The sequence below is a fragment of the Bacillus sp. FSL R5-0560 genome, from assembly GCF_037966305.1.
Taxonomy (GTDB): domain Bacteria; phylum Bacillota; class Bacilli; order Bacillales; family Bacillaceae; genus Bacillus; species Bacillus mojavensis.
This window is the reverse complement of record NZ_CP150195.1, coordinates 1,818,507-1,838,521: the sequence shown is the minus strand read 5'-3', so window position 1 is coordinate 1,838,521 and position 20,015 is coordinate 1,818,507. Positions and strand designations below refer to the sequence as shown.

Below are 20,015 nucleotides of genomic sequence, written 5' to 3'. Positions count from 1 at the left end.
ACTCATCACCTTACTGCGTTAAAAAATGTAAGTTCATACATAATGAAGAAAGCAGCCGTTAACTGGCTGCATTTTTTCTGTAGGATTCCCCTATTATAGCATATTTTGCCCTTAAAAAAGGGGAGGAATCTTATACGTTTAATTTTAGCTTTTGTCCCGGAGAAATATCCGGATGCAGAAAGTGCATGGGGTTTGTACTCATGACTTGTATAACCTCTGCTTCATTGCCTTTCATCTCGACAAGAAGCGGAACACCCCTATACTCGATTTGCTCGTGAGCACTTGGCTGTTGGTTCTGTTCCGCGAAAACAATTTCCTGCGGCATCACGGTATATAAAATCATTGAATCATCCGTCCTTCTTCTTCTCTCGCTTCCTCGATCAGCTCATTTAATTTATTGATCGCTTGGCCGACTCCGCCGACGTGATCAATCAGGCCATACTCGACGGCATCCTTGCCGACGACATTTGTTCCAATATCGCGTGTTAAGTTTCCTTTTGAAAACATTAGCTCTTTAAACTTATCTTCATTTACATTTGAATGGCTTGTTACAAATTTAACGACTCTTTCTTGCATCTTATCCAAGTACTCAAAGGTTTGAGGCACACCGATCACCAGTCCCGTCAGCCGAACGGGATGAATCGTCATGGTAGCTGTTTCAGCGATATAGCTGTAATCACAAGATACCGCAATTGGCACACCGATGGAATGTCCTCCGCCAAGTACGATGGAGACGGTCGGTTTTGACAAGGATGCGAGCATTTCAGCAATCGCAAGACCTGCTTCCACATCTCCGCCGACTGTATTTAATATAATAAGCAAACCTTCAATTTTTGGATTCTGCTCAATGGCAACGATTTGCGGGATTACATGTTCATATTTTGTTGTTTTGTTTTGCGGAGGCAGCTGAACATGGCCTTCTATTTGTCCGATAATGGTCAGACAATGGATATTTGTATCTTGCGGGAGCTGCGGAAGTGTCGTTTCCCCTAGCTGCTGTATTTTATTCATAATGCTGTCTTTCGCATCATTTTTTTCAGGACGTTCTTCTTGTGTATTTTCCATACGATGATCCATTTCGCTTTCACCCTTTCCGAGTTTCTCTTTGTATTATGAACAAAGATCTTCGATTCAATCCCGGCATAATAGGCAAAAAAATAAAGACCGGAGCAGCTCCGGTCTTACGTTTCCATTAGACTTCCATAATAATTGGGATGATCATCGGTTTACGTTTTGTTTTTTCATATAGGAATTGGTTCAAAGCATCTCGCATTGCCTGCTTAAGCGTTGACCATTCAACATTTGATGTTTCAGTTGCTTCAGTCACGATAGAGCGTACAAGCTCAGTAGCCTGTACGATAAGGCCTTCAGACTCCCTTACATAAACAAACCCGCGTGTGATAATCTCAGGACCTGATACAAGATGTTTCTTTTGTTTATCAAGTGTAATGACAACAATCAGTATGCCGTCTTGTGAAAGTAAGCGGCGGTCTCTCAGCACAATATTTCCGATGTCGCCTACACCTAAACCGTCGATTAAAATATTGCCGTATGGCACTTTATCACCGATCTTTACGTTTTGGCCGCGGAACTCGACAACGTCTCCTTTTTCAATTAAGAAGATATCACTGCGCTTCATACCGATTTCTTCAGCGATTTTTGAATGAGCCTTTTGCATTCTGTATTCGCCGTTTACAGGAATTAAATATTTTGGTTTAAGCAGATTGATCATCAGCTTTAACTCTTCCTGTGAGCCGTGTCCAGATACATGCACACGCTTTTGGGCAAAAATGACTTGTGCGCCGGCTCTGGCAAGCAAATCTACTGTTTTAGAATAAATGAGTTCCTGTCCAGGGATCGGTGTGGATGCAATTACAACTGTATCCCCTTCTTCGATATTCAGCTGCTTGTGGGCTTTGTTTCCCATTCTTGTCAGAGCAGCCAACGGTTCACCATGGCTGCCGGCAGTTACAATAGCTACTTCACGCTTCGGATATTTTTTGACGTCCTGAACCGAAATAAACAGTTCATCATCTGCTTCAATATATCCAAGCTTTCTTGCCAGCTGAAGGATCGATTGAAGGTTTTTTCCGGCAACTGCAATCTTTCTGCCATTTTGAGCCGCTGCATGAATGACTTGCTGAATCCGGTTAATATTGGATGCGAAAACAGCAATGATTACCCGGTTCTCTGAATTGTAAAGCGCGTCTGAAATCTCTCCGCTGACAGCAGCTTCCGAAGGGGTGTAACCCGGACGTTCTGCATTTGCACTGTCAGAAAGCAGAGCAAGTACGCCGCTGTTGCCGATTTTGGCAATCTCGCCAATGTCGCACGATTGATTAAGTGCGGGTGTTTGGTCAAATTTGAAGTCTCCCGTGCATACAATAGATCCAAGTGATGTTTTTAAACTAACGCCTACTGAATCAGGGATACTGTGGATCGTATTAAAGAACGATACCTTTGTTGATTCAAATGTAATGACAGATTTTGAGTGAATTTCTCTTAAATCAGCTTTTCGGTTATGTCCGTATTGCTTTAATTTTTCTCTTAACAGTGCAAGCGTCAGCTTTGTTCCGTATACAGGAACAGACAGCTTGTTTAACAAGTAAAAAACGCCGCCGATATTCTCATCATGCCCATGTGTTAAAAAGATAGCCTTGACGCGGTCAGATCGTTCAATCAAATATGATATGTCAGGAATCACCACATCAATACCAAGCATTTCATTTTCTGGATGCATAAGGCCGGCATCAACGACAAATATGTCTGAATCAATTTCGATGACATAAAGGTTCTTCCCAATTTCTCCGACACCGCCAAGGGCGATAATTCTAACGTTTTCTGTATTTTTCTTTTTCAAAATCTATATCCTCCTAGTCTCATACCCGTCCATCATCACTTGTTCCTATTATAACTGAAAGTAATTTTAGAAAACAAGATAAAGCAGAAGGTTTAGGGAAAACCAATATGTATAAGAAACGGTCAAACTCAGGTGGAATGAGAATGACCGCGTTTGTTTCACTGTATGAAATTTTTCTTACAGTTCGCTGATCGCGCTGCTTAAGCTCAGACGTTCATCTTCGTTTAACGGGATAAGAGGAAGACGCACTGAACCGACATCAAGGCCTTTCAGCTGAAGAGCTGTTTTCACAGGAGCCGGGTTAGGCGCTTTAAACAGTTCCTTCATAATCGGCAGGAGTTTCTGGTGAATCAGTGCCGCGTTAGCTGTTTGCCCATTTGTATAATTTTTGATCATTTGCTGCATATCAGAGCCTACGATATGGCTTGCGACTGAAACGACACCTCTTCCTCCTACTGACAGAACAGGAAGCGTCAAGGCGTCATCCCCAGAATAAACGGAGAAATCTTCAGGCGTTTCCGCAACAATTTTTGTAATCGCCTCGAGGTCTCCGCTCGCTTCTTTAATCGCAACAACATTCGGAACATCTGCCGCCAAACGGATAGTCGTCTCAGGAGCAAGAGAAGCAACGGTGCGGCCCGGCACATTGTACAGCATAACTGGAAGAGACGTTTCAGAAGCAACAGCTTTAAAATGCTGGTACATGCCTTCTTGTGAAGGTTTATTATAATACGGTGTAACGAGCATGACCGCGTCTACGCCCGCTTCCTCAGCTTTTTTTGTGAGCTTAATGGAATCTTTCGTGTTGTTGCTTCCAGTACCCGCAATAACGGGCACTCGGCCGTTCACTTCTTTGACTGTATATTCAAATAGCGCTATTTTTTCTTCTGTTGAAAGGGTTGGAGATTCTCCTGTCGTTCCCGCTACAACTAAAGAATCTGTTCCGTTTTTCAACAAGTAGTCAATCAGTGTAGACAATTTTTGAAAGTCTACATTCCCTTTATTGTCAAAAGGTGTAATCATAGCTGTAGACACATTTCCGAAATTCATTTTTTTCACCTCATCATGATTCAATCACATTTACTTAGAAAGTTCAAACACTTCATGCAAAGCGTTTACAGCAGGAACCATGTCCTTTTCATGGACAAGCACCCAGATGGTCGTGTGGCTGTCCGCCGACTGCAGAATAGGAATCTCTTTCTCTGATAGGGCTGTCACAATTTTAGACGTTACACCCGGGACGCCCATGATACCGGCACCGACTGCCGAAACTTTTGCGCAGTCTCTCGTCACCATCGGGTCATAACCCATATCCATTAAGATGCGCTGAGCTGTTTCCGTCTTGTTCCCAGCCACCGTATAAACAATTTCACTAGGTGTAATGTTAAAGAAATCAACGCTGATTCCTGCATTCGCCATCGCTTTAAAAACTTCAGTCTGAACGTTATACTGACCGAGTTTTGAAGGCACTTTGAACTGTGTGACATCTTTGACATGGGCAATTCCCGTAATCAGCCGTTCAAAAACATCACTGCCGACATTGGAAGAATGATGTGAAGTCACCAATGTGCCTTTATCTTTAGAATATGTTGAGCGGACGCGGATCGGAACCTTAGCCTGCATCGCAATTTCCACAGCTCGCGGATGAATCACTTTCGCTCCCTGGTACGCCAAATTGCAGATTTCCGTATATGTTACCACAGGAAGCGGTTTCGCGTTTTCCACTACTCTCGGATCTGCAGTCATCACACCTTCAACATCTGTGAAAATATCGATGTATTCAGCGTCAATTGCCGCCCCAAGTGCGGCTGCAGACGTATCGCTGCCCCCTCTTCCGATCGTTGTTGTATCGCCCTTTTCAGTAGCGCCTTGGAATCCAGCGACGACTACCGCGTCATGATTCGCAAGCACACTGAACAAACGCTCAGGCTTCATTTCAAGGATTTTTGCATTTGTATGCTGGTCATTTGTTAAGAAGCCGGCCTGAGCCCCAGTCAGCGCAGATGCTTTTACACCGTTATCCAGCAGCATGCTCGTAAAGACGACAGAAGAAATCGTCTCTCCACATGATAAAAGCAAATCCTGCTCTCTTGGGGAAATCGCAGACTGATCGCCGTAAAGCAGTCCCAACAGAGAGTCAGTTGCGTACGGATCACCCTTCCTGCCCATCGCAGAAACGACAACGACAACCTTATATCCTTCACTGATTGCTTCTTTAATGTGCTCTAAAGCCAGTTTACGGCCTTTGTCATCCTTTACAGATGTCCCGCCAAACTTTTGAACAATTATCTTCACTGTTTTCACTCCAAATTATTCGGACGTAACAGAAGAGAGCAGGCGATTTGCGCCTTACTCTCTTCTATTCGCACTTGGGAAATTCTCTCTTTTATACGAGGTTTAGTTTTTTCAGGCTTTCTGCAATTTGAACAGAGTTCCATGCGGCGCCTTTTAATAGGTTATCAGAAACTACCCATAAATGAAAACCGTTTGCTCTGTCCAAGTCTTTGCGGATGCGGCCTACAAACACATCGTTTTTGCCGACTGCATCGGCAGGCATTGGATAAAGCTGCTGGCTCGGGTCGTCCTGAAGTGTAATGCCAGGAGCTTCTTTTAATAGATTTTTAATATCTTCCACAGTAGCGTCATCTCGGTCTACCTCGATGTAAACGGACTCTGAATGGCCGGTTTCAATCGGAAGTCTCACACATGTAGCCGCTACTTGAAGCTCAGGCATGTGCATGATTTTTTTCGTTTCATTTATCATTTTCATTTCCTCAAACGTATAGCCGTTATCTTGGAATTTATCAATTTGCGGAATCGCATTGAAAGCGATTTGATAGTGTTTTTCATCACCTTTTACAGGCATAATCTCTGGTTTGATTTCTTCGTTGTTTAAAATCGCCTCTGTTTGGCTGTGCAGCTCTTTTACAGCTTCATTTCCCGCTCCTGATACCGCTTGGTAAGTTGATACGATAACTTTGTTTAAGCCGTAAGCTTTGCGGATCGGTTCCAGCGCAGCCACCATTTGAATTGTAGAGCAGTTAGGATTGGCAATAATGCCGTTGTGTTCATGCAAGTCCGCCTCGTTGACTTCAGGCACAACAAGCGGCGTATTTTCGTCCATACGGAACGCACTTGTATTATCTATAACAATAGCTCCGCGTTTTACAGCTTCGGGTGCCAATGCCTGCGATACGCTTCCGCCGGCGCTGAACAAAGCAATATCTACTCCTTCAAAGCTCTCGGGAGAAGCTTCCTGTACAGTCAGCTCTTGGCCTTTAAATGTGACTTGGGTACCCGCAGAGCGTTTTGAAGATAGCAATGTAAGTGTATCCATTTCAAAATTTCTGTCTTCAAGTGTTTTAAGCATTTGTTGTCCTACAGCTCCTGTCGCTCCGACAACAGCTACGTGTAAACCTCTTCCCATCTGTAAAACTCCTTCCGCCAATCAGCTTCATTGAATTGATTTGACTATAATTTTACGTTTTATTTTACCATAGAATATGCGGGTGATGACCGAAATTTTTTGTTTAGGAAAGATTTTCTGTATATTTAGTCATTTCCCTGATAATTATCAACGAGAATCGGCTGAAGCTGCTGATGCATCAGGGCCTTTTCAACAGTTTGAGGAAGCAGATCCATTTTGGCAACCATTGAATTCGGTTTTTTGTATGGATCATCTTGCCCAAAAGGAATGAAGAAGATATTTTTGGTAGACATAAGCCTCATTAGGTTGGTGCCATTTAAACCGAGAGCGTCATTTGTTGAGATACCGAGAACGACCGGCCGATTGTTTCTGATTGTTGCTTTTGCAGCCATCAGTACTGGGCTGTCTGTCATGGCGTTGGCCAGCTTGCTCATCGAGTTTCCGGTTAAAGGAGCTATTACCATGCAGTCCAATGGCAGCTTTGGCCCGAGGGGTTCAGCCTTTACAATTGAATCAATTACCTCATATCCGGTAAGATCTTCAATTTTTTTAACCCATTCCGCTCCTTCTCCAAAGCGTGTATCTGTGGATTTTACGGTAAATGTGACAACCGGCCGGACTTCCGCTCCTTCATTGACTAGCGCCTCAATTTGCGGAAACACCGCTTCATATGTGCAATGCGAGCCGGTCAGTCCAAATCCGATTCTTTTCCCTTTTAGTGACGACATTCTTATTTCCCCTCCTCAGCATGTAATTCAGCCAAAAGCTTGCTCAAGACATTGGCGAGGATCTGCCCGGCTGTTTTAGGAGCGACAATCCCCGGCAAACCAGGGGCAAGGAGTGCCTTAATCCCTTGTTTTTCAGCATATTTAAAATCGGTTCCACCGGGACGTGAAGCCAGATCCAATATTAAGGTTTTCGGTGTCATGCAAGAAAGCACAGTTTGATTCAAAATCATGCTCGGTATGGTATTAATACAAATATCTATATCTTTGACATGCTCTTTGAGTTCATCAGTGTGAAACGGGACGAGCCCCATTTCGGTGATGCGCGCCAGATGCGCTGAACTTCTTGCGCCTACCTTTACATTCGCCCCAAGCGCGGCAAATGTACGGGCGATCGTCATTCCGGTACGCCCTAGCCCGAGAACGGCCACCTGAGATCCGTGTATCGTATAATCTGTGTGCTGAATGGCCAGCATAATGGTTCCTTCTACTGTCGGAATAGAATTATATATCGCAATGTCATCCCGCTCAAACAGCTTAACAAGTTTTCTGTTTGCTTGAGCTGCAATGTTTTCTAAATAGGCGTTAGAAATCCCTGAGAAAATGACACAGTGTGCAGGCGTTTGGTCGAGGTGCTCCTGTTTTAAAACAACTTCTTCATTTGAAAATACGGTTGATACGACACCTTCTCCTGTTGTTGCAGACACAGGAAGAATGATACTGTCTATTTGCTGATAAGGAATTTCATCAATGTTGCATTTTACAGCTCCGGTAAAACCGTGATCCAATTGGTCAAAACCGACGAGATAGATGTCAGTCTGCTGTTCAGTGAGCTTTCTAATAATTTCGAGCTGCCTTGCGTCACCGCCGATAACTGCAATTTTCAATCCGGTTAACATGTTAAACGTTCACCTTCTTTGTATATACTGGATCCCTAGTTGTTAAGCTCCCCTTCATCTTATGATCAAAAGGAAATAGCGGTGAATTAAAACATACGCTTTTTTCACACAAAAAAACATCGGCTGAGTCAGCCGATGTTTGGATGTTTTCATGAGAGCCCATAACCTGCAGAGTTGGGCCTTTTCTATAGTTACTCTTGGTGAGGAGAAATCTCCTCAGGGACATCTAAAATGATCATATCTGATCCGATCTTTTGAATATGATTCCAGGGGACACGAATGTCTTGACCGTGTTTTCTCAAACCAAACCATTTGACCGTCGGAATGAGAAGCGCTGTGATCTGACCATCCTGTTCATTGATTTCTAAATCGGTCTGACCCAGTACTCCCAGCCGTTCAGCTCTTTTGATGTCGACAATTTCCTTCCCTGATAATTCACTGAGCCGCATCTCTGTCACCCCCTTGTACTATGTATGATCAAAAGGATAAAAAAATGCCTGCTCCGTTTTGGGGCAGGCATTTCAGTTTATGATGGCATATTGCCGGAAGGGCTGATAAGAGCCAGAGAATAGTCATTCGTAAACATTTGTCTGGCAAGACCGTTGACGCGTTCTAAGTTTACAGCGTTTAATTCATTAATAATTTCGTCTAATGTTTTGTGTTTTCCGAGCAGCAGTTCATTTTTACCGTTTCGGCTCATTTTGCTGTTCGTGCTTTCTAAGCTCAGCATCAAGCTTCCCTTCATTTGCTCCTTGCTGTTTTCCAGCTCTTTCACCGTTATGCCGTCGCGTTTTAATGTCGCAAGGGTTTCTTGAATGGTTTCTGACAGCTGCTGAAGCTGATTTGCACCTGTTCCGCCATAAATGGTGAGCATGCCGCTGTCCTCATATGAGCTGTGATAGCTGTAAACAGAATAAGCGAGTCCTTTATCTTCACGAACATCTTGGAACAGGCGGCTGCTCATGCTGCCTCCGAGCACATTATTAAGGACGATCAAATCATAAATCTTTTCATGACCGACTTCCAGCCCTTTAAATCCTAGACATAAATGGGCTTGTTCTGTTTCTTTTTTTCTTGTGAGTTTTTCTGTATGGAATCCAGGCTTCTGAAGACCTGTCGCTTTGCCTTTTGCCTCGTATGATCCGAACCATTTTTCTACATCTTTTATAAAGCTTTCTGAAATATTACCCGCTACAGAAATAACGACACGGTCCGGCGTATAATAATCATGCATGTATTGTCTGAGAGAGTCGCCGTTAAAGGAATCAAGCGTTTCTTCTGTGCCTAGAATCGGATAGCCTAAAGAATGATTCCCGTACGTGGCTTTGCTCAGTAAATCATGGACAATATCATCGGGCGCGTCTTCGTACATTTTTATTTCTTCGTAAACCACATTTTTTTCTTTTTTCAGCTCGTTTTCATCAAAAGTTGAATGAAAAAACATATCTGCTAATACGTCAAGTGCGTAATTCGCATGCTCATCAAGCACCTTTGCATAATAGCAGGTATATTCCTTTGAGGTAAACGCATTGACCTGACCGCCAATACGATCAAAAGATTCTGCTATCTCACGTGCAGATCTTGTGCTCGTCCCTTTGAAGAACATATGCTCCAAAAAGTGGGAAATCCCATTTATCTCCGGCGTTTCGTGCCGCGAGCCTGTACCAATCCAAACGCCGATCGCAACAGAACGGACTGTCGGGTTATTTTCAAGCACAACTCTTACACCATTTTGACATGTATATCGTTTAATCAAATTTGTTCCTCCTATTCAAAGACTAGCTGCCTGCCCTGTTACTTCAACAGTCTTGTTTCATCCATTAGTTCAGTGACTGTTCCAAGCGCATATCCTTTCTCTTTTATCTTTGTAATCAGCGCTTCAAGACTTTCCGCCGTGGGATCTGTCGGATGCATTAAAATCATGGCACCATTATGTATCTTGCTTAACACCCGTGTTTGAAGTGCAGACGGAGCCGGTTTTTGCCAGTCAATTGTATCAACTGTCCACATCACTGTTCCCATATGTTTGTCAGCTGCAATGTCAACAACCGCTTTTCTGAAACTCCCGCTTGGCGGAGCGAACCATTTTGGCTTGACACCGAGCGTTTTTTCTATCTGCTCATTCGTCTTGTCGAGCTGTTCGGAAATTCTTCCTGTTGTCAGTTTGCTCATATCCGGATGATTGTATGAATGATTTCCGATTTCATGTCCTTCTTCCGCAATCTTTTTAGCCAACTGTTCATTGTGTTTCACCCAATTGCCTTCCAAAAAAAACGTTGCCTTCACTTTATGCTTTTGAAGTACAGGGAGCATTCTTTCCAAATATTCGTTTCCCCATGCCACATTAATTAAAAAAGCCACCATCGGTTTTTCAGGATTCCCTTTGTAAATAGGCTCTGGCTGAAGAGACTCAAGATGAACGCTTGGTTTTACTTGATTGTACACTAAATCGTTTTCCCGAAACTCACCGTGCTTTTTCATTTTTTTATAGGATTTTTCAATATTCACCTTTAAACCATTGTAACCGGGAATGCTTTTCCACACCTTATCTATTCTTGCATTCTGAGGCTTTACTTCATAATCTGGCGCCTTTTGAAGCAATTCTTCATATAACGGGTCTTTGGACGCCGAGACGGTCACCGTATCTTGTTTCATTGCCCCTATATAATCAAGTGTGTGCGGATTTTTCATCATCTCAAATGAAACAAAAAAAAGAAATAGAAAAACGGCAAACGGTACAAATTTTTTGTACATGTTTTGTCCCCCCTCACCTCACATTATGAAGGAGAAGGACAAGGTAGAACCCGCTTGCTTTTTAAAGCGTCAAAATAAAGAAGCCGGGGTCTCCCAGGCTCCTTTTATGTTTTCATTTAAGATTTTTGTTCTTCTTTTTCTTTCTCTTCACGGAGCACAGCTTTACGAGACAAGTTGACCCGTCCTTGCTTATCGATTTCAGTAACTTTCACAAGAATCTCATCTCCGATTTTGACAACATCTTCAACTTTTCCTACGCGGTCAAGCGCAAGCTCTGAAATGTGCACCAAACCGTCTTTTCCGCTGAAAATTTCAACGAACGCACCGAATTTTTCGATTCGTTTTACTTTACCTAAGTAAAGCTGACCGACTTCAACCTCTCTGACGAGGTCTTCGATGATTTTCTTCGCTTTTTGGTTGCTGCTTTCAACTGTCGAAGAAATAAAGATTGTACCATCCTGCTCGATATCAATTTTAACACCGGTCTCTTCGATGATTTTATTGATTTGTTTTCCGCTAGGTCCGATGACATCGCGGATTTTATCAGGATTGATCGCCATTGTTAAAATCTTAGGCGCATATTGGGAAAGCTCTTTTCTTGATTCGCTTAATGTAGCAAGCATACTGTTGAGGATTTCCATTCTTCCTTTTTTCGCCTGCTGAAGCGCTTCTTCAAGAATCTCTCTGGAAAGGCCATCAATTTTAATGTCCATTTGCAGCGCCGTTACACCCTTTGCAGTTCCGGCAACTTTAAAGTCCATGTCTCCAAGCGCATCTTCCATGCCTTGAATATCAGTTAAAACCGTATAGTGTTCGCCTGATTTGACAAGTCCCATTGCAATACCTGCGACTGGTGCTTTGATTGGTACACCGGCATCCATCATTGCAAGTGTGCTTGCGCAAATACTTGCTTGAGACGTAGAACCGTTTGATTCAAGCACTTCTGATACAAGACGGACAGTGTAAGGGAAGTCTTTTTCAGACGGAATAACTGGCTCAAGCGCACGCTCACCCAGTGCTCCGTGTCCGATTTCACGGCGTCCCGGTCCACGCATTGGTCCTGTTTCCCCAACGCTGAATTGCGGGAAGTTGTAATGGTGCATAAACCGTTTCGATTCTTCGACACCTAAACCATCAAGGATCTGCACATCCCCGAGAGCACCTAACGTACAAACGCTGAGAGCCTGAGTCTGTCCTCTTGTGAACAATCCGGAACCGTGTGTTCTCGGCAAGAGGCCGACCTCAGAAGAAAGCGGGCGAATTTGATCGACTCCGCGGCCGTCAGGTCTTACCTTTTCTTCAGTAATCAGGCGGCGCACTTCATTTTTGACAAGCTTGGACAAAATTTGTTTGACTTGCTTGATTGTTTCTTCATCATGCTCATCTTCCTCGAATTTTGCTACCACTGTGTTTTTCACTTCAGTAATTGCATCTTCGCGCGCATGCTTTTCATGAACTTGGATTGCTTTCAGCAGATCTTCTTCTGCTAAAGCCTTTACCTTTTCATTCAGCTCTTCGTCAATTTCATAGAGCTTAATTTCTGACTTTTCTTTGCCGATAGCTGCAACAATTTCTTCTTGGAATGCAATCAGGCGTTTAATCTCATCATGGCCGAACATAATCGCTTCTAGCATCGTTTCCTCAGGAACTTCGTCTGCTCCCGCTTCCACCATGTTAATTGCATCTTTAGTTCCGGCAACGACAAGATTGATATCACTTTTCTCAAGCTGATCAACCGTCGGGTTAATAACAAATTGATTATCAATGCGTCCGACAGTTACCCCTGCAATCGGTCCTTCAAACGGGATGTCCGATACAGAAAGTGCAAGCGATGAACCGAACATAGCAGCCATTTCTGAAGAGCAGTCTTGGTCAACACTCATGACGATGCTGATGACTTGAACTTCATTACGGAATCCATCGGCGAACAAAGGCCGGATCGGACGGTCGATTAAACGGCTCGCCAATACTGCTTTTTCACTTGGACGTCCTTCTCTTTTAATAAACCCGCCAGGTATTTTACCTACCGCATATAGTCTTTCCTCGTAGTTTACAGTAAGCGGGAAGAAATCAAGCGGTTTCGGTTCTTTTGAAGCGGTTGCTGTACTGAGTACTGCTGTGTCGCCGTAGCGGACCATAACAGCACCGTTTGCCTGTTTGGCAAGCTGGCCGGTTTCAACAGTAAGCGTTCTTCCGGCCCAATCTATGGTAAAGACATGTTTTTCTTGTCCCATACGATTACGAACTCCTCTCTTCGTTGTGTGAAATAATCAATTACTCCTATTATGAACGAAATGGATTGAACATATCAATGTCAAAGTAGTATGTAAAAGGATTTCAATGATTGTTATAAAAATTTTCGCTTTAATACGATAAAAAAGCGGGAATCCTCCCGCTTTTTACGATTATCGACGTAAGCCTAGTTTGTTAATTAACTCACGGTAACGAGTTACGTCTTTATTACGCAGATACGTAAGAAGATTACGACGCTTACCTACCATTTTAAGAAGACCGCGACGTGAATGGTGGTCTTTCTTGTGTGTACGTAAATGCTCGTTCAAGTTGTTAATTGAATCAGTTAGGATAGCGATCTGAACTTCTGGAGATCCAGTATCAGATTCGTGTGTTTTAAACTCACTGATGAGTTGGTTTTTACGCTCTTGAGTAATTGCCATCCTGTTTCACCTCCAAATCATATTTAGCCCCAGTTACCTAGCAACCGTCGGTGACTTCGGATTGCCAAGCAAAGGTTTTAAGACTACGAAGACTATCATACTAAAAATCGAGCCTATATGCAAATATTTTAGATTAAAATTTGTGTGCGCTGCATGTTATTTCCGCAAATTGCTGAAATAACGGATCGCTTCCTGCTTATCTTTCTCAATTTGCTCTGTTAGTTCTTGAATGCCGTTGAACTTGCGCTCGCTCCGAATTCGTTTATACCATTCAATTTTTATAGCGGCTCCGTATACATCTTGATCAAAATCAAATAAATTGACCTCAATCGAAGGCTGTTCCGGACGTTTTTCATAAAACGTCGGCTTATAGCCGATATTGCAAACGCCGTTGTAAAGCTCGCCGTTTATTTCCGCCTTGACGGCATATACACCGGTCGGCGGGACAATATAGCTGTTATTTAAGCCGACATTGGCAGTCGGAAACCCGATTGTCCGCCCTCTTTTATCTCCGTGAATGACAATTCCTTTAATAAAGTAGGGCTGTCCAAGCAAAACATTGGCCAGTTCAACGTCTCCGTTTTGAAGTGCATTCCGAATATAGCTGGAACTGATTTTTTTATCCTGCTCCGTCAATTTTTCTACCATCGTACAATCAGCTTTTCCATCTAAATCAAGCGGCATCGTTTCCATTGTTCCTTTGCCGTATTTGCCGTACGTAAAGTCAAAGCCTGCCACTGCATGCTGTACATTAAGGCCTAAAATGTACTGATCAACAAACTGCTTTGGAGTCAGAGAAGCAAACTCTTCATTAAATTTAACGACATACAGAATCTCCGTGCCTAATTGTTCAATTTGGCTGATTTTATCTTCAAGAGGAGTAATCAGATCCTTTGGTTCCTGATCCCTGCCCAGCACATGAGAGGGATGGGGGTGAAAGGTCATCACGGCTAATGTCATATTTCTTTCTTCAGCTATCTGTTTAGCTGTGCCGATTACCTTTTGATGCCCTAGATGAACGCCGTCAAAATAACCTAACGCCATCACAGATTCTGGCTGCTCCTCTTTTATTAAATGATGCGGATGTGTAATATGTATCGTCTTCACAGAACGGTCACCTTTTTTCTATTGTTCGCTTTTTTGCATCAATACTTTTGCCGGCTTTAACAGCCCGTGTTTTGTAGGATGGGGGAAATAAATCGCCAGACAGCTTCCGGATTCCGTATAGACTGCGATACGGTCGTCGCTTGTCAGATCCGAGAATTGTTCAGGTGTTTCAAGCAAAGCCCCATTTTCTACTTTCTTAGCTAATGTATCACTTATGATCCATTTCGGCAAATGATTGAGCGCACGTTCAATAGAGACTGTATGCTCTGTTATAGTTCCGGATTCGGCTTGAGCTTCCAGCTCTTCGAACGTAAAGCATTCATCAAGGGAAAAGTCACCGGACGCCGTACGGATCAAATGAGACATATGAGCCGGATATCCGAGCTTTTCGCCAATCATAACCGCCAGTGTCCGCACATATGTTCCTTTTGAACATGTTACCGTAAACCGGAAACTCGCTGTCTCTCCATTATGTTTAACCCCTGTTGTGAGCGCAATGTCTTCAATGGTAATAAGACGTTTTGGCCGTTCTACTTCAAGTCCCGCTCTTGCATACTCATATAATTTTTTGCCGTTTACCTTTACTGCTGAATACATCGGGGGAATTTGTTCTTGTTTTCCCTTTAAGCTGTTTAACACCTTTTCTACTTTTGCTTCATCAATAGTTTGAACTACTGGCTTTGTATCAACGGGTTCTCCGGTTTGATCCTCTGTCGTCGTTGAAATGCCAAGCGTAATTTCAGCATCATATGTTTTAGATTTCTCAGTTAAATATTCAACAATTTTTGTTGCCCGGCCTACACAAATCGGAAGCACACCTGATACCTCAGGATCGAGCGTTCCCGTGTGTCCGACTTTTTTTGTTTTAAGCAGCTTCCGGATCTTCATGACACAATCATGCGATGTCATGCCTACCGGTTTATGTAAAAGGAGAACTCCGTTAACCATATGCCTTTCACTCCTTCTGTTGTGTAAATTTTCTTTAAAACGCAGAAAAGAGGACAGACGACGAACGCCTATCCTCTTCATTTGTTATTCAGACGGGTTCTCTGAATTCAATTGGTGAATCAATGTTTCGATTCGGTTTCCGTAATCAATTGATTCATCGAACTCAAATTCAATCTCAGGCGTTTTACGAAGTCTGATGCGACTGCCGATTTCAGAGCGTATAAACCCTTTCGCCTTAGCCAGTCCTTTCAGCGCTTCTTCCCGTTTTTTCTCGTCTCCGAGAACGGAAATATACACCTTTGCAATTTGCAAATCACCTGATACACGTACATCTGTTACTGTCAGAAAACCAATTCTCGGATCCTTCAGCTTTCGGCTGATAATATCACCGAGCTCTTTTTTCATTTGCTCGCCAACACGGTTTGCTCTCATACTCAATTCAATCACCTCTAAGTTAAAACCACTCTGTTCTAGTGATCGTCCGTTCAATTTCAGGAAAAGAATCGATAAACGCAAGAACACGCTGCAATTCTTTTTCTGTTTGAACGCGAGAGGAAGAAACAGCGGCGATTCCAAAGCTGGTTCTTTGCCATGTGTCCTGATAGCCAATCTCCGAAATCGAAACATTGAACTTATTTTGAACCCTGGTTAAGATCCGCTTTAGAACGGCACGCTTTTCTTTTAACGATCCTGCATCATAAATGATGCATTCACATTCCGCAAATCCGATCACGTTCTTTCAATTTCTTGCATGACAAACGCTTCAAGGATGTCACCTTCACGAATGTCATTGTATTTCTTAATCGTTATACCACATTCGTAGCCTTGTGAAACTTCTTTCACATCGTCTTTAAAGCGTTTCAGAACGTCCACTTCGCCTTCGAAGATTACGACGCCGTCACGAATTAAACGGAGACCGCTATTGCGCGTGATTGTTCCTTCAGTAACATATCCGCCGGCAATCGTACCGATTTTTGATACTTTGAATGTTTGGCGCACTTCTACTTGACCAATTACTTTTTCTTCATATTCAGGATCAAGCATACCTTTCATAGCTGCTTCAATCTCGTCAATTACTTTGTAAATAATACGGTGAAGACGAATATCTACGTTTTCAGCTTCAGCCGTACTCTTAGCATTACCGTCCGGTCTCACATTAAACCCGATAACAATTGCATTGGAAGCAGATGCTAAAATAATGTCAGATTCTGTGATTGCACCAACGCCTGTGTGGATGATTTTCACTTTAACACCTTCAACTTCAATTTTTTGAAGTGCGGCTGTTAAAGCTTCGGCAGATCCTTGAACGTCAGCTTTTACGATAAGGTTGATGTCTTTTACATCACCTTGTTTAATTTGCTCGAATAAGTCGTCAAGACTCAGCTTTGCTTTATCGCTGCGCTGCTCTTCAAGCTGTTTGGAAGCACGGGCTTCTCCAACAGAACGAGCTGTTTTTTCGTCTTTAAAGACAAGGAATTGATCTCCTGCTTGAGGCACGTCATTTAGACCAGTAATTTCAACCGGTGTAGACGGGCCCGCTGTTTTTACACGGCGTCCGATATCATTGACCATTGCACGGACACGGCCAAATGTATTGCCGACTACGATCGGATCACCGACATGCAGTGTTCCAGTCTGTACGAGCAATGTCGCAACTGACCCTCTGCCTTTATCCAGTTCTGCTTCGATAACAGTTCCTTTTGCCTGGCGGTTCGGGTTCGCTTTCAGTTCCTCTACCTCACTGACAAGCAAAATCATTTCAATAAGTTCATCAATGCCTTTTCCAGTTAAAGCGGAAAGCGGCACAAAAATCGTTTCTCCGCCCCAAGCTTCAGGCACTAGTCCGTATTCCGTCAGTTCTTGCATGACACGGTCAGGGTTCGCAGCTTCTTTATCAATTTTATTTACAGCAACGATGATCGGTACTTCAGCTGCTTTCGCGTGATTGATCGCCTCTACTGTTTGCGGCATTACACCGTCATCCGCAGCAACAACTAGGATCGTAATATCGGTTACTTCCGCACCGCGTGCACGCATGGTTGTAAATGCGGCGTGACCCGGCGTATCCAAGAAAGTGATTTTCTTGCCGTTTTCTTCGATTTGGTAGGCTCCGATATGCTGAGTGATTCCGCCAGCTTCCCCTTCAACAACCTTTGTTTTACGGATGCTGTCAAGAAGCGTTGTTTTCCCATGGTCAACGTGACCCATGATTGTAACGACAGGAGGACGAATTTCAAGATCCTCTTCTTTATCAGGCTCTTCGTATTTCTCTAATTCAGTTTCTTCAAGGACAATAACTTCTTCAGTTTCAACACCGTATTCTGATGCAATCAGTTCGATTGTGTCTTTATCGAGCTCTTGGTTAATGGTCGCCATAACACCAAGAAGCATCAGTTTTTTGATGAGTTCAGAAGGCTCTTTGCCTAGCTCTTCTGCCAGTGCGCCAACTGTTAAAGTGCCTGAGAACGTAATTTTTTCAGGAAGCTCTTTTTTCGGCTTCACAGGCTTTTGCTGATGTTGGTTTCTGTTGTTGTTATTGTTGCGTTTATTTTTTTTGTTGTTGTTATTCTTCTTGTTTTTGTTAAATTGATTATTCTGCACGTCATTCTTCTTTCCGTCTCGAATTTTATTTGGTTGATTTCCAGCAGACTGCTGATTTACCCCTTGCGGCTGTTTGTTTTTGTTCGTTTCCGCAGGCTTTTGAGATTTAACGGCTGCGCCGCCTTTTTTAAATTTGGCATCAAGCTGTTTAATGGCCTTTTCTTCAAGCATGGCCATATGATTATTCACTTCTAAATCCATGTTCTTCAGTGCGGTCAAAATTTCCTTACTTGAAACATTTAACGCTTTTGCATATTCGTATACTCTCATTTTAGCCATTCGTTCACCCCCAAAAATATTAATCGAGCAAGCTGATTAGCTTATTCGCAAAACCTTGGTCAGTGACGGCGACAACGACACGGGATTCTTTACCGATAGAGCGGCCAAGAACCGCGCGATTCGCGACTTTTTTATAAGGAACTTTATAATAATTGCACTTGTCGGTTACTTTCTTTGCTGTGTTAGATGATGCATCCTCTGTAAGCAGGACAAGCTTCGCACGCGCATTCCTGACTTCTTTAATAACCAAGTCTTCGCCTGACACGACCTTACGAGCTCGATTGGCCAGACCCAGCAAGGGAAACCATTCCATTCCAGACATTTTATTTTTTCACCTTTTCCGCCAGTTCCAGCAATTCTTCGAAAATCTGGTCATCGATTTGTGATTGAAATTGATTTTGCAAAGTGTTTTTCTTTTTTGCTGCTAAGATGCACTCTTTATCCAGCGTTAAATAAGCACCCCGCCCGTTCTTTTTCCCGGTCGGATCTACTGAGATTTCGCCTTCTTTTGAACGAACAACTCGGATTAGTTCCTTTTTAGGCTTCATTTCACCAGTCACCACACACTTGCGTAACGGGATTTTTTTGTGTTTATTCACCTAAGGTCACCTCTTATTCATCCGATTCAGCAGTTTCAGGCTCCGTAAAGAGCGGCTCTTCGTCGTCTTCTTCAAGTTCTCTCGGATAGATTCCAAGCTCTCTTGCGTCTGTTTCGCTCTTAATATCAATCTTCCAGCCTGTCAATTTAGCAGCTAAGCGTGCGTTTTGTCCTCTTTTGCCAATCGCCAGAGACAGCTGGTAATCAGGAACAATAACAGTTGTCGCTTTTTCTTCTTCATTCACGATGACATCCAGCACTTTCGAAGGGCTGAGCGCATTCGCGACAAATTCTACAGGGTCATTCGACCAGTTGACAATGTCAATTTTTTCACCTTTTAATTCATTGACAATCGCCTGAACACGCTGGCCTTTAGGACCGACGCAAGAGCCTACCGGATCCACATCAGGATCATCTGTGCGGACAGAAATTTTCGAACGGTCGCCTGCTTCTCTGGCAACAGATTTCAGCTCCACAGTTCCATCATAAATTTCTGGCACTTCGATTTCAAATAAACGCTTTAAGAGGCCTGGGTGTGTTCTTGACACATAAATCTGCGGGCCTTTCGTCGTTTTTTCTACTTTTGTGATATACACCTTAATGCGGTCATGAGGCTTATAGCTTTCATTCGGCATTTGCTCATTAACCGGCAGCAAGGCTTCAATTTTTCCTAAAGACACATAGATAAACTTGTTGTCCAGGCGCTGGACGATACCTGTCATGATGTCTTCTTCACGGTCAATAAACTCAGAATAGATCACACCGCGTTCAGCTTCGCGCACACGCTGTGTCACGACCTGCTTCGCTGTTTGGGCTGCAATGCGTCCGAAATCCTTAGGCGTTACTTCAATCTCTACAACATCGCCCACCATATATTCCGGATGGATGCTTTGCGCCTCTTCGATTGAGATCTCCAGTCTTTGATCATATACCTCATCAACGACATCTTTTCTTGCGAATACACGGATTGAACCTGTTTCACGGTTCAAATCCACCCGTACATTTTGCGCCTGATTAAAATTGCGCTTATAAGCAGAAATTAAAGCAGCTTCGATTGCTTCAATGATAATTTCTTTGCTGATGCCTTTTTCTTTCTCAAGAATGGTGAGAGCATCTAATAATTCACTGCTCATGTTAACGGT

General features: G+C 43.2%; 21 protein-coding genes. All 21 read right to left on the bottom strand.

The window, feature by feature from the left end; all coding sequences use genetic code 11:
- Window positions 1-130: 130 nt before the first annotated feature.
- Entirely contained in the window at window positions 131-343 is a 213-nt protein-coding gene (tepJ, locus tag NST56_RS09510) for a TepA modulator TepJ (RefSeq protein WP_029441271.1), read from the bottom strand.
- A complete protein-coding gene (gene tepA / locus NST56_RS09505; RefSeq protein ID WP_268446164.1) occupies window positions 340-1,077 on the bottom strand; it encodes a translocation-enhancing protein TepA in 738 nt (245 codons plus the stop codon). The genes tepJ and tepA overlap by 4 nt, the downstream gene beginning before the upstream one ends.
- A 115-nt stretch (window positions 1,078-1,192) precedes the next feature.
- On the bottom strand, window positions 1,193-2,860 hold the full coding sequence (gene rnjB / locus NST56_RS09500; RefSeq protein WP_010334297.1) for a ribonuclease J2: 1,668 nt from the start codon (window positions 2,858-2,860) through the stop codon (window positions 1,193-1,195).
- A gap of 177 nt (window positions 2,861-3,037) precedes the next feature.
- Entirely contained in the window at window positions 3,038-3,910 is an 873-nt protein-coding gene (dapA, locus tag NST56_RS09495; RefSeq protein WP_010334296.1) for a 4-hydroxy-tetrahydrodipicolinate synthase, read from the bottom strand.
- Between the two features lie 30 nt (window positions 3,911-3,940).
- Window positions 3,941-5,155 carry an aspartate kinase gene (dapG, locus tag NST56_RS09490; protein WP_010334295.1) on the bottom strand — a complete coding sequence of 405 codons (1,215 nt, stop codon included), beginning with the start codon at window positions 5,153-5,155 and terminating at the stop codon, window positions 3,941-3,943.
- 91 nt (window positions 5,156-5,246) lie between these two features.
- Window positions 5,247-6,287, bottom strand: a complete 1,041-nt coding sequence (gene asd, locus NST56_RS09485; RefSeq protein WP_010334294.1) for an aspartate-semialdehyde dehydrogenase — start codon at window positions 6,285-6,287, stop codon at window positions 5,247-5,249.
- Between the two features lie 125 nt (window positions 6,288-6,412).
- Window positions 6,413-7,015 (bottom strand): dipicolinate synthase subunit B, encoded by a 603-nt coding sequence (gene dpaB, locus NST56_RS09480; protein ID WP_029441269.1) that lies wholly within the window; start codon window positions 7,013-7,015, stop codon window positions 6,413-6,415.
- Window positions 7,016-7,017: 2 nt separating this feature from the next.
- Entirely contained in the window at window positions 7,018-7,911 is an 894-nt protein-coding gene (gene dpaA / locus NST56_RS09475) for a dipicolinic acid synthetase subunit A (RefSeq protein ID WP_029441268.1), read from the bottom strand.
- A 191-nt stretch (window positions 7,912-8,102) separates the two neighbouring features.
- Entirely contained in the window at window positions 8,103-8,360 is a 258-nt protein-coding gene (locus NST56_RS09470; protein WP_010334291.1) for a YlmC/YmxH family sporulation protein, read from the bottom strand.
- Between the two features lie 77 nt (window positions 8,361-8,437).
- Window positions 8,438-9,667 (bottom strand): pitrilysin family protein, encoded by a 1,230-nt coding sequence (locus NST56_RS09465; RefSeq protein WP_010334290.1) that lies wholly within the window; start codon window positions 9,665-9,667, stop codon window positions 8,438-8,440.
- Between the two features lie 38 nt (window positions 9,668-9,705).
- Window positions 9,706-10,665 (bottom strand): polysaccharide deacetylase family protein, encoded by a 960-nt coding sequence (locus tag NST56_RS09460; RefSeq protein WP_326227045.1) that lies wholly within the window; start codon window positions 10,663-10,665, stop codon window positions 9,706-9,708.
- A gap of 116 nt (window positions 10,666-10,781) precedes the next feature.
- Complete coding sequence (pnp, locus tag NST56_RS09455) at window positions 10,782-12,899, bottom strand: polyribonucleotide nucleotidyltransferase (RefSeq protein ID WP_268505710.1); 2,118 nt, start codon at window positions 12,897-12,899, stop codon at window positions 10,782-10,784.
- Window positions 12,900-13,070: 171 nt separating this feature from the next.
- Window positions 13,071-13,340, bottom strand: coding sequence for a 30S ribosomal protein S15 (gene rpsO, locus NST56_RS09450; protein ID WP_003154182.1), 270 nt, complete (start codon window positions 13,338-13,340; stop codon window positions 13,071-13,073).
- A gap of 156 nt (window positions 13,341-13,496) precedes the next feature.
- Window positions 13,497-14,447, bottom strand: coding sequence for a bifunctional riboflavin kinase/FAD synthetase (ribF, locus tag NST56_RS09445; protein ID WP_326227044.1), 951 nt, complete (start codon window positions 14,445-14,447; stop codon window positions 13,497-13,499).
- 18 nt (window positions 14,448-14,465) lie between these two features.
- Window positions 14,466-15,395, bottom strand: coding sequence for a tRNA pseudouridine(55) synthase TruB (gene truB, locus NST56_RS09440; RefSeq protein ID WP_326227043.1), 930 nt, complete (start codon window positions 15,393-15,395; stop codon window positions 14,466-14,468).
- 84 nt (window positions 15,396-15,479) lie between these two features.
- On the bottom strand, window positions 15,480-15,833 hold the full coding sequence (gene rbfA / locus NST56_RS09435; protein ID WP_010334286.1) for a 30S ribosome-binding factor RbfA: 354 nt from the start codon (window positions 15,831-15,833) through the stop codon (window positions 15,480-15,482).
- 16 nt (window positions 15,834-15,849) lie between these two features.
- Entirely contained in the window at window positions 15,850-16,128 is a 279-nt protein-coding gene (locus tag NST56_RS09430) for a DUF503 domain-containing protein (protein WP_003220950.1), read from the bottom strand.
- Window positions 16,125-18,275: a translation initiation factor IF-2 gene (gene infB, locus NST56_RS09425; protein WP_010334285.1), complete on the bottom strand. Its 2,151-nt coding sequence runs from the start codon at window positions 18,273-18,275 to the stop codon at window positions 16,125-16,127. The genes NST56_RS09430 and infB overlap by 4 nt, the downstream gene beginning before the upstream one ends.
- 19 nt (window positions 18,276-18,294) lie before the next feature.
- Window positions 18,295-18,597, bottom strand: a complete 303-nt coding sequence (locus NST56_RS09420; protein WP_010334284.1) for a YlxQ family RNA-binding protein — start codon at window positions 18,595-18,597, stop codon at window positions 18,295-18,297.
- Window position 18,598: 1 nt separating this feature from the next.
- Window positions 18,599-18,874, bottom strand: a complete 276-nt coding sequence (gene rulR, locus NST56_RS09415) for a glucose-induced regulator RulR (protein ID WP_010334283.1) — start codon at window positions 18,872-18,874, stop codon at window positions 18,599-18,601.
- Window positions 18,875-18,887: 13 nt separating this feature from the next.
- Window positions 18,888-20,006, bottom strand: coding sequence for a transcription termination factor NusA (gene nusA, locus NST56_RS09410; RefSeq protein WP_010334282.1), 1,119 nt, complete (start codon window positions 20,004-20,006; stop codon window positions 18,888-18,890).
- Window positions 20,007-20,015 lie beyond the last annotated feature (9 nt).

Excerpts from the sequence above, each read along its gene's own strand:
- tepJ (WP_029441271.1), bottom strand. The coding sequence starts at position 343 with ATGATTTTATATACCGTGATGCCGCAGGAAATTGTTTTCGCGGAACAG.
- tepA (WP_268446164.1), bottom strand. The coding sequence starts at position 1,077 with ATGGATCATCGTATGGAAAATACACAAGAAGAACGTCCTGAAAAAAAT.
- dapA (WP_010334296.1), bottom strand. The coding sequence starts at position 3,910 with ATGAATTTCGGAAATGTGTCTACAGCTATGATTACACCTTTTGACAAT.
- asd (WP_010334294.1), bottom strand. The coding sequence starts at position 6,287 with ATGGGAAGAGGTTTACACGTAGCTGTTGTCGGAGCGACAGGAGCTGTA.
- dpaB (WP_029441269.1), bottom strand. The coding sequence starts at position 7,015 with ATGTCGTCACTAAAAGGGAAAAGAATCGGATTTGGACTGACCGGCTCG.
- dpaA (WP_029441268.1), bottom strand. The coding sequence starts at position 7,911 with ATGTTAACCGGATTGAAAATTGCAGTTATCGGCGGTGACGCAAGGCAG.
- NST56_RS09470 (WP_010334291.1), bottom strand. The coding sequence starts at position 8,360 with ATGCGGCTCAGTGAATTATCAGGGAAGGAAATTGTCGACATCAAAAGA.
- NST56_RS09460 (WP_326227045.1), bottom strand. The coding sequence starts at position 10,665 with ATGTACAAAAAATTTGTACCGTTTGCCGTTTTTCTATTTCTTTTTTTT.
- pnp (WP_268505710.1), bottom strand. The coding sequence starts at position 12,899 with ATGGGACAAGAAAAACATGTCTTTACCATAGATTGGGCCGGAAGAACG.
- rpsO (WP_003154182.1), bottom strand. The coding sequence starts at position 13,340 with ATGGCAATTACTCAAGAGCGTAAAAACCAACTCATCAGTGAGTTTAAA.
- truB (WP_326227043.1), bottom strand. The coding sequence starts at position 15,395 with ATGGTTAACGGAGTTCTCCTTTTACATAAACCGGTAGGCATGACATCG.
- infB (WP_010334285.1), bottom strand. The coding sequence starts at position 18,275 with ATGGCTAAAATGAGAGTATACGAATATGCAAAAGCGTTAAATGTTTCA.
- NST56_RS09420 (WP_010334284.1), bottom strand. The coding sequence starts at position 18,597 with ATGTCTGGAATGGAATGGTTTCCCTTGCTGGGTCTGGCCAATCGAGCT.
- nusA (WP_010334282.1), bottom strand. The coding sequence starts at position 20,006 with ATGAGCAGTGAATTATTAGATGCTCTCACCATTCTTGAGAAAGAAAAA.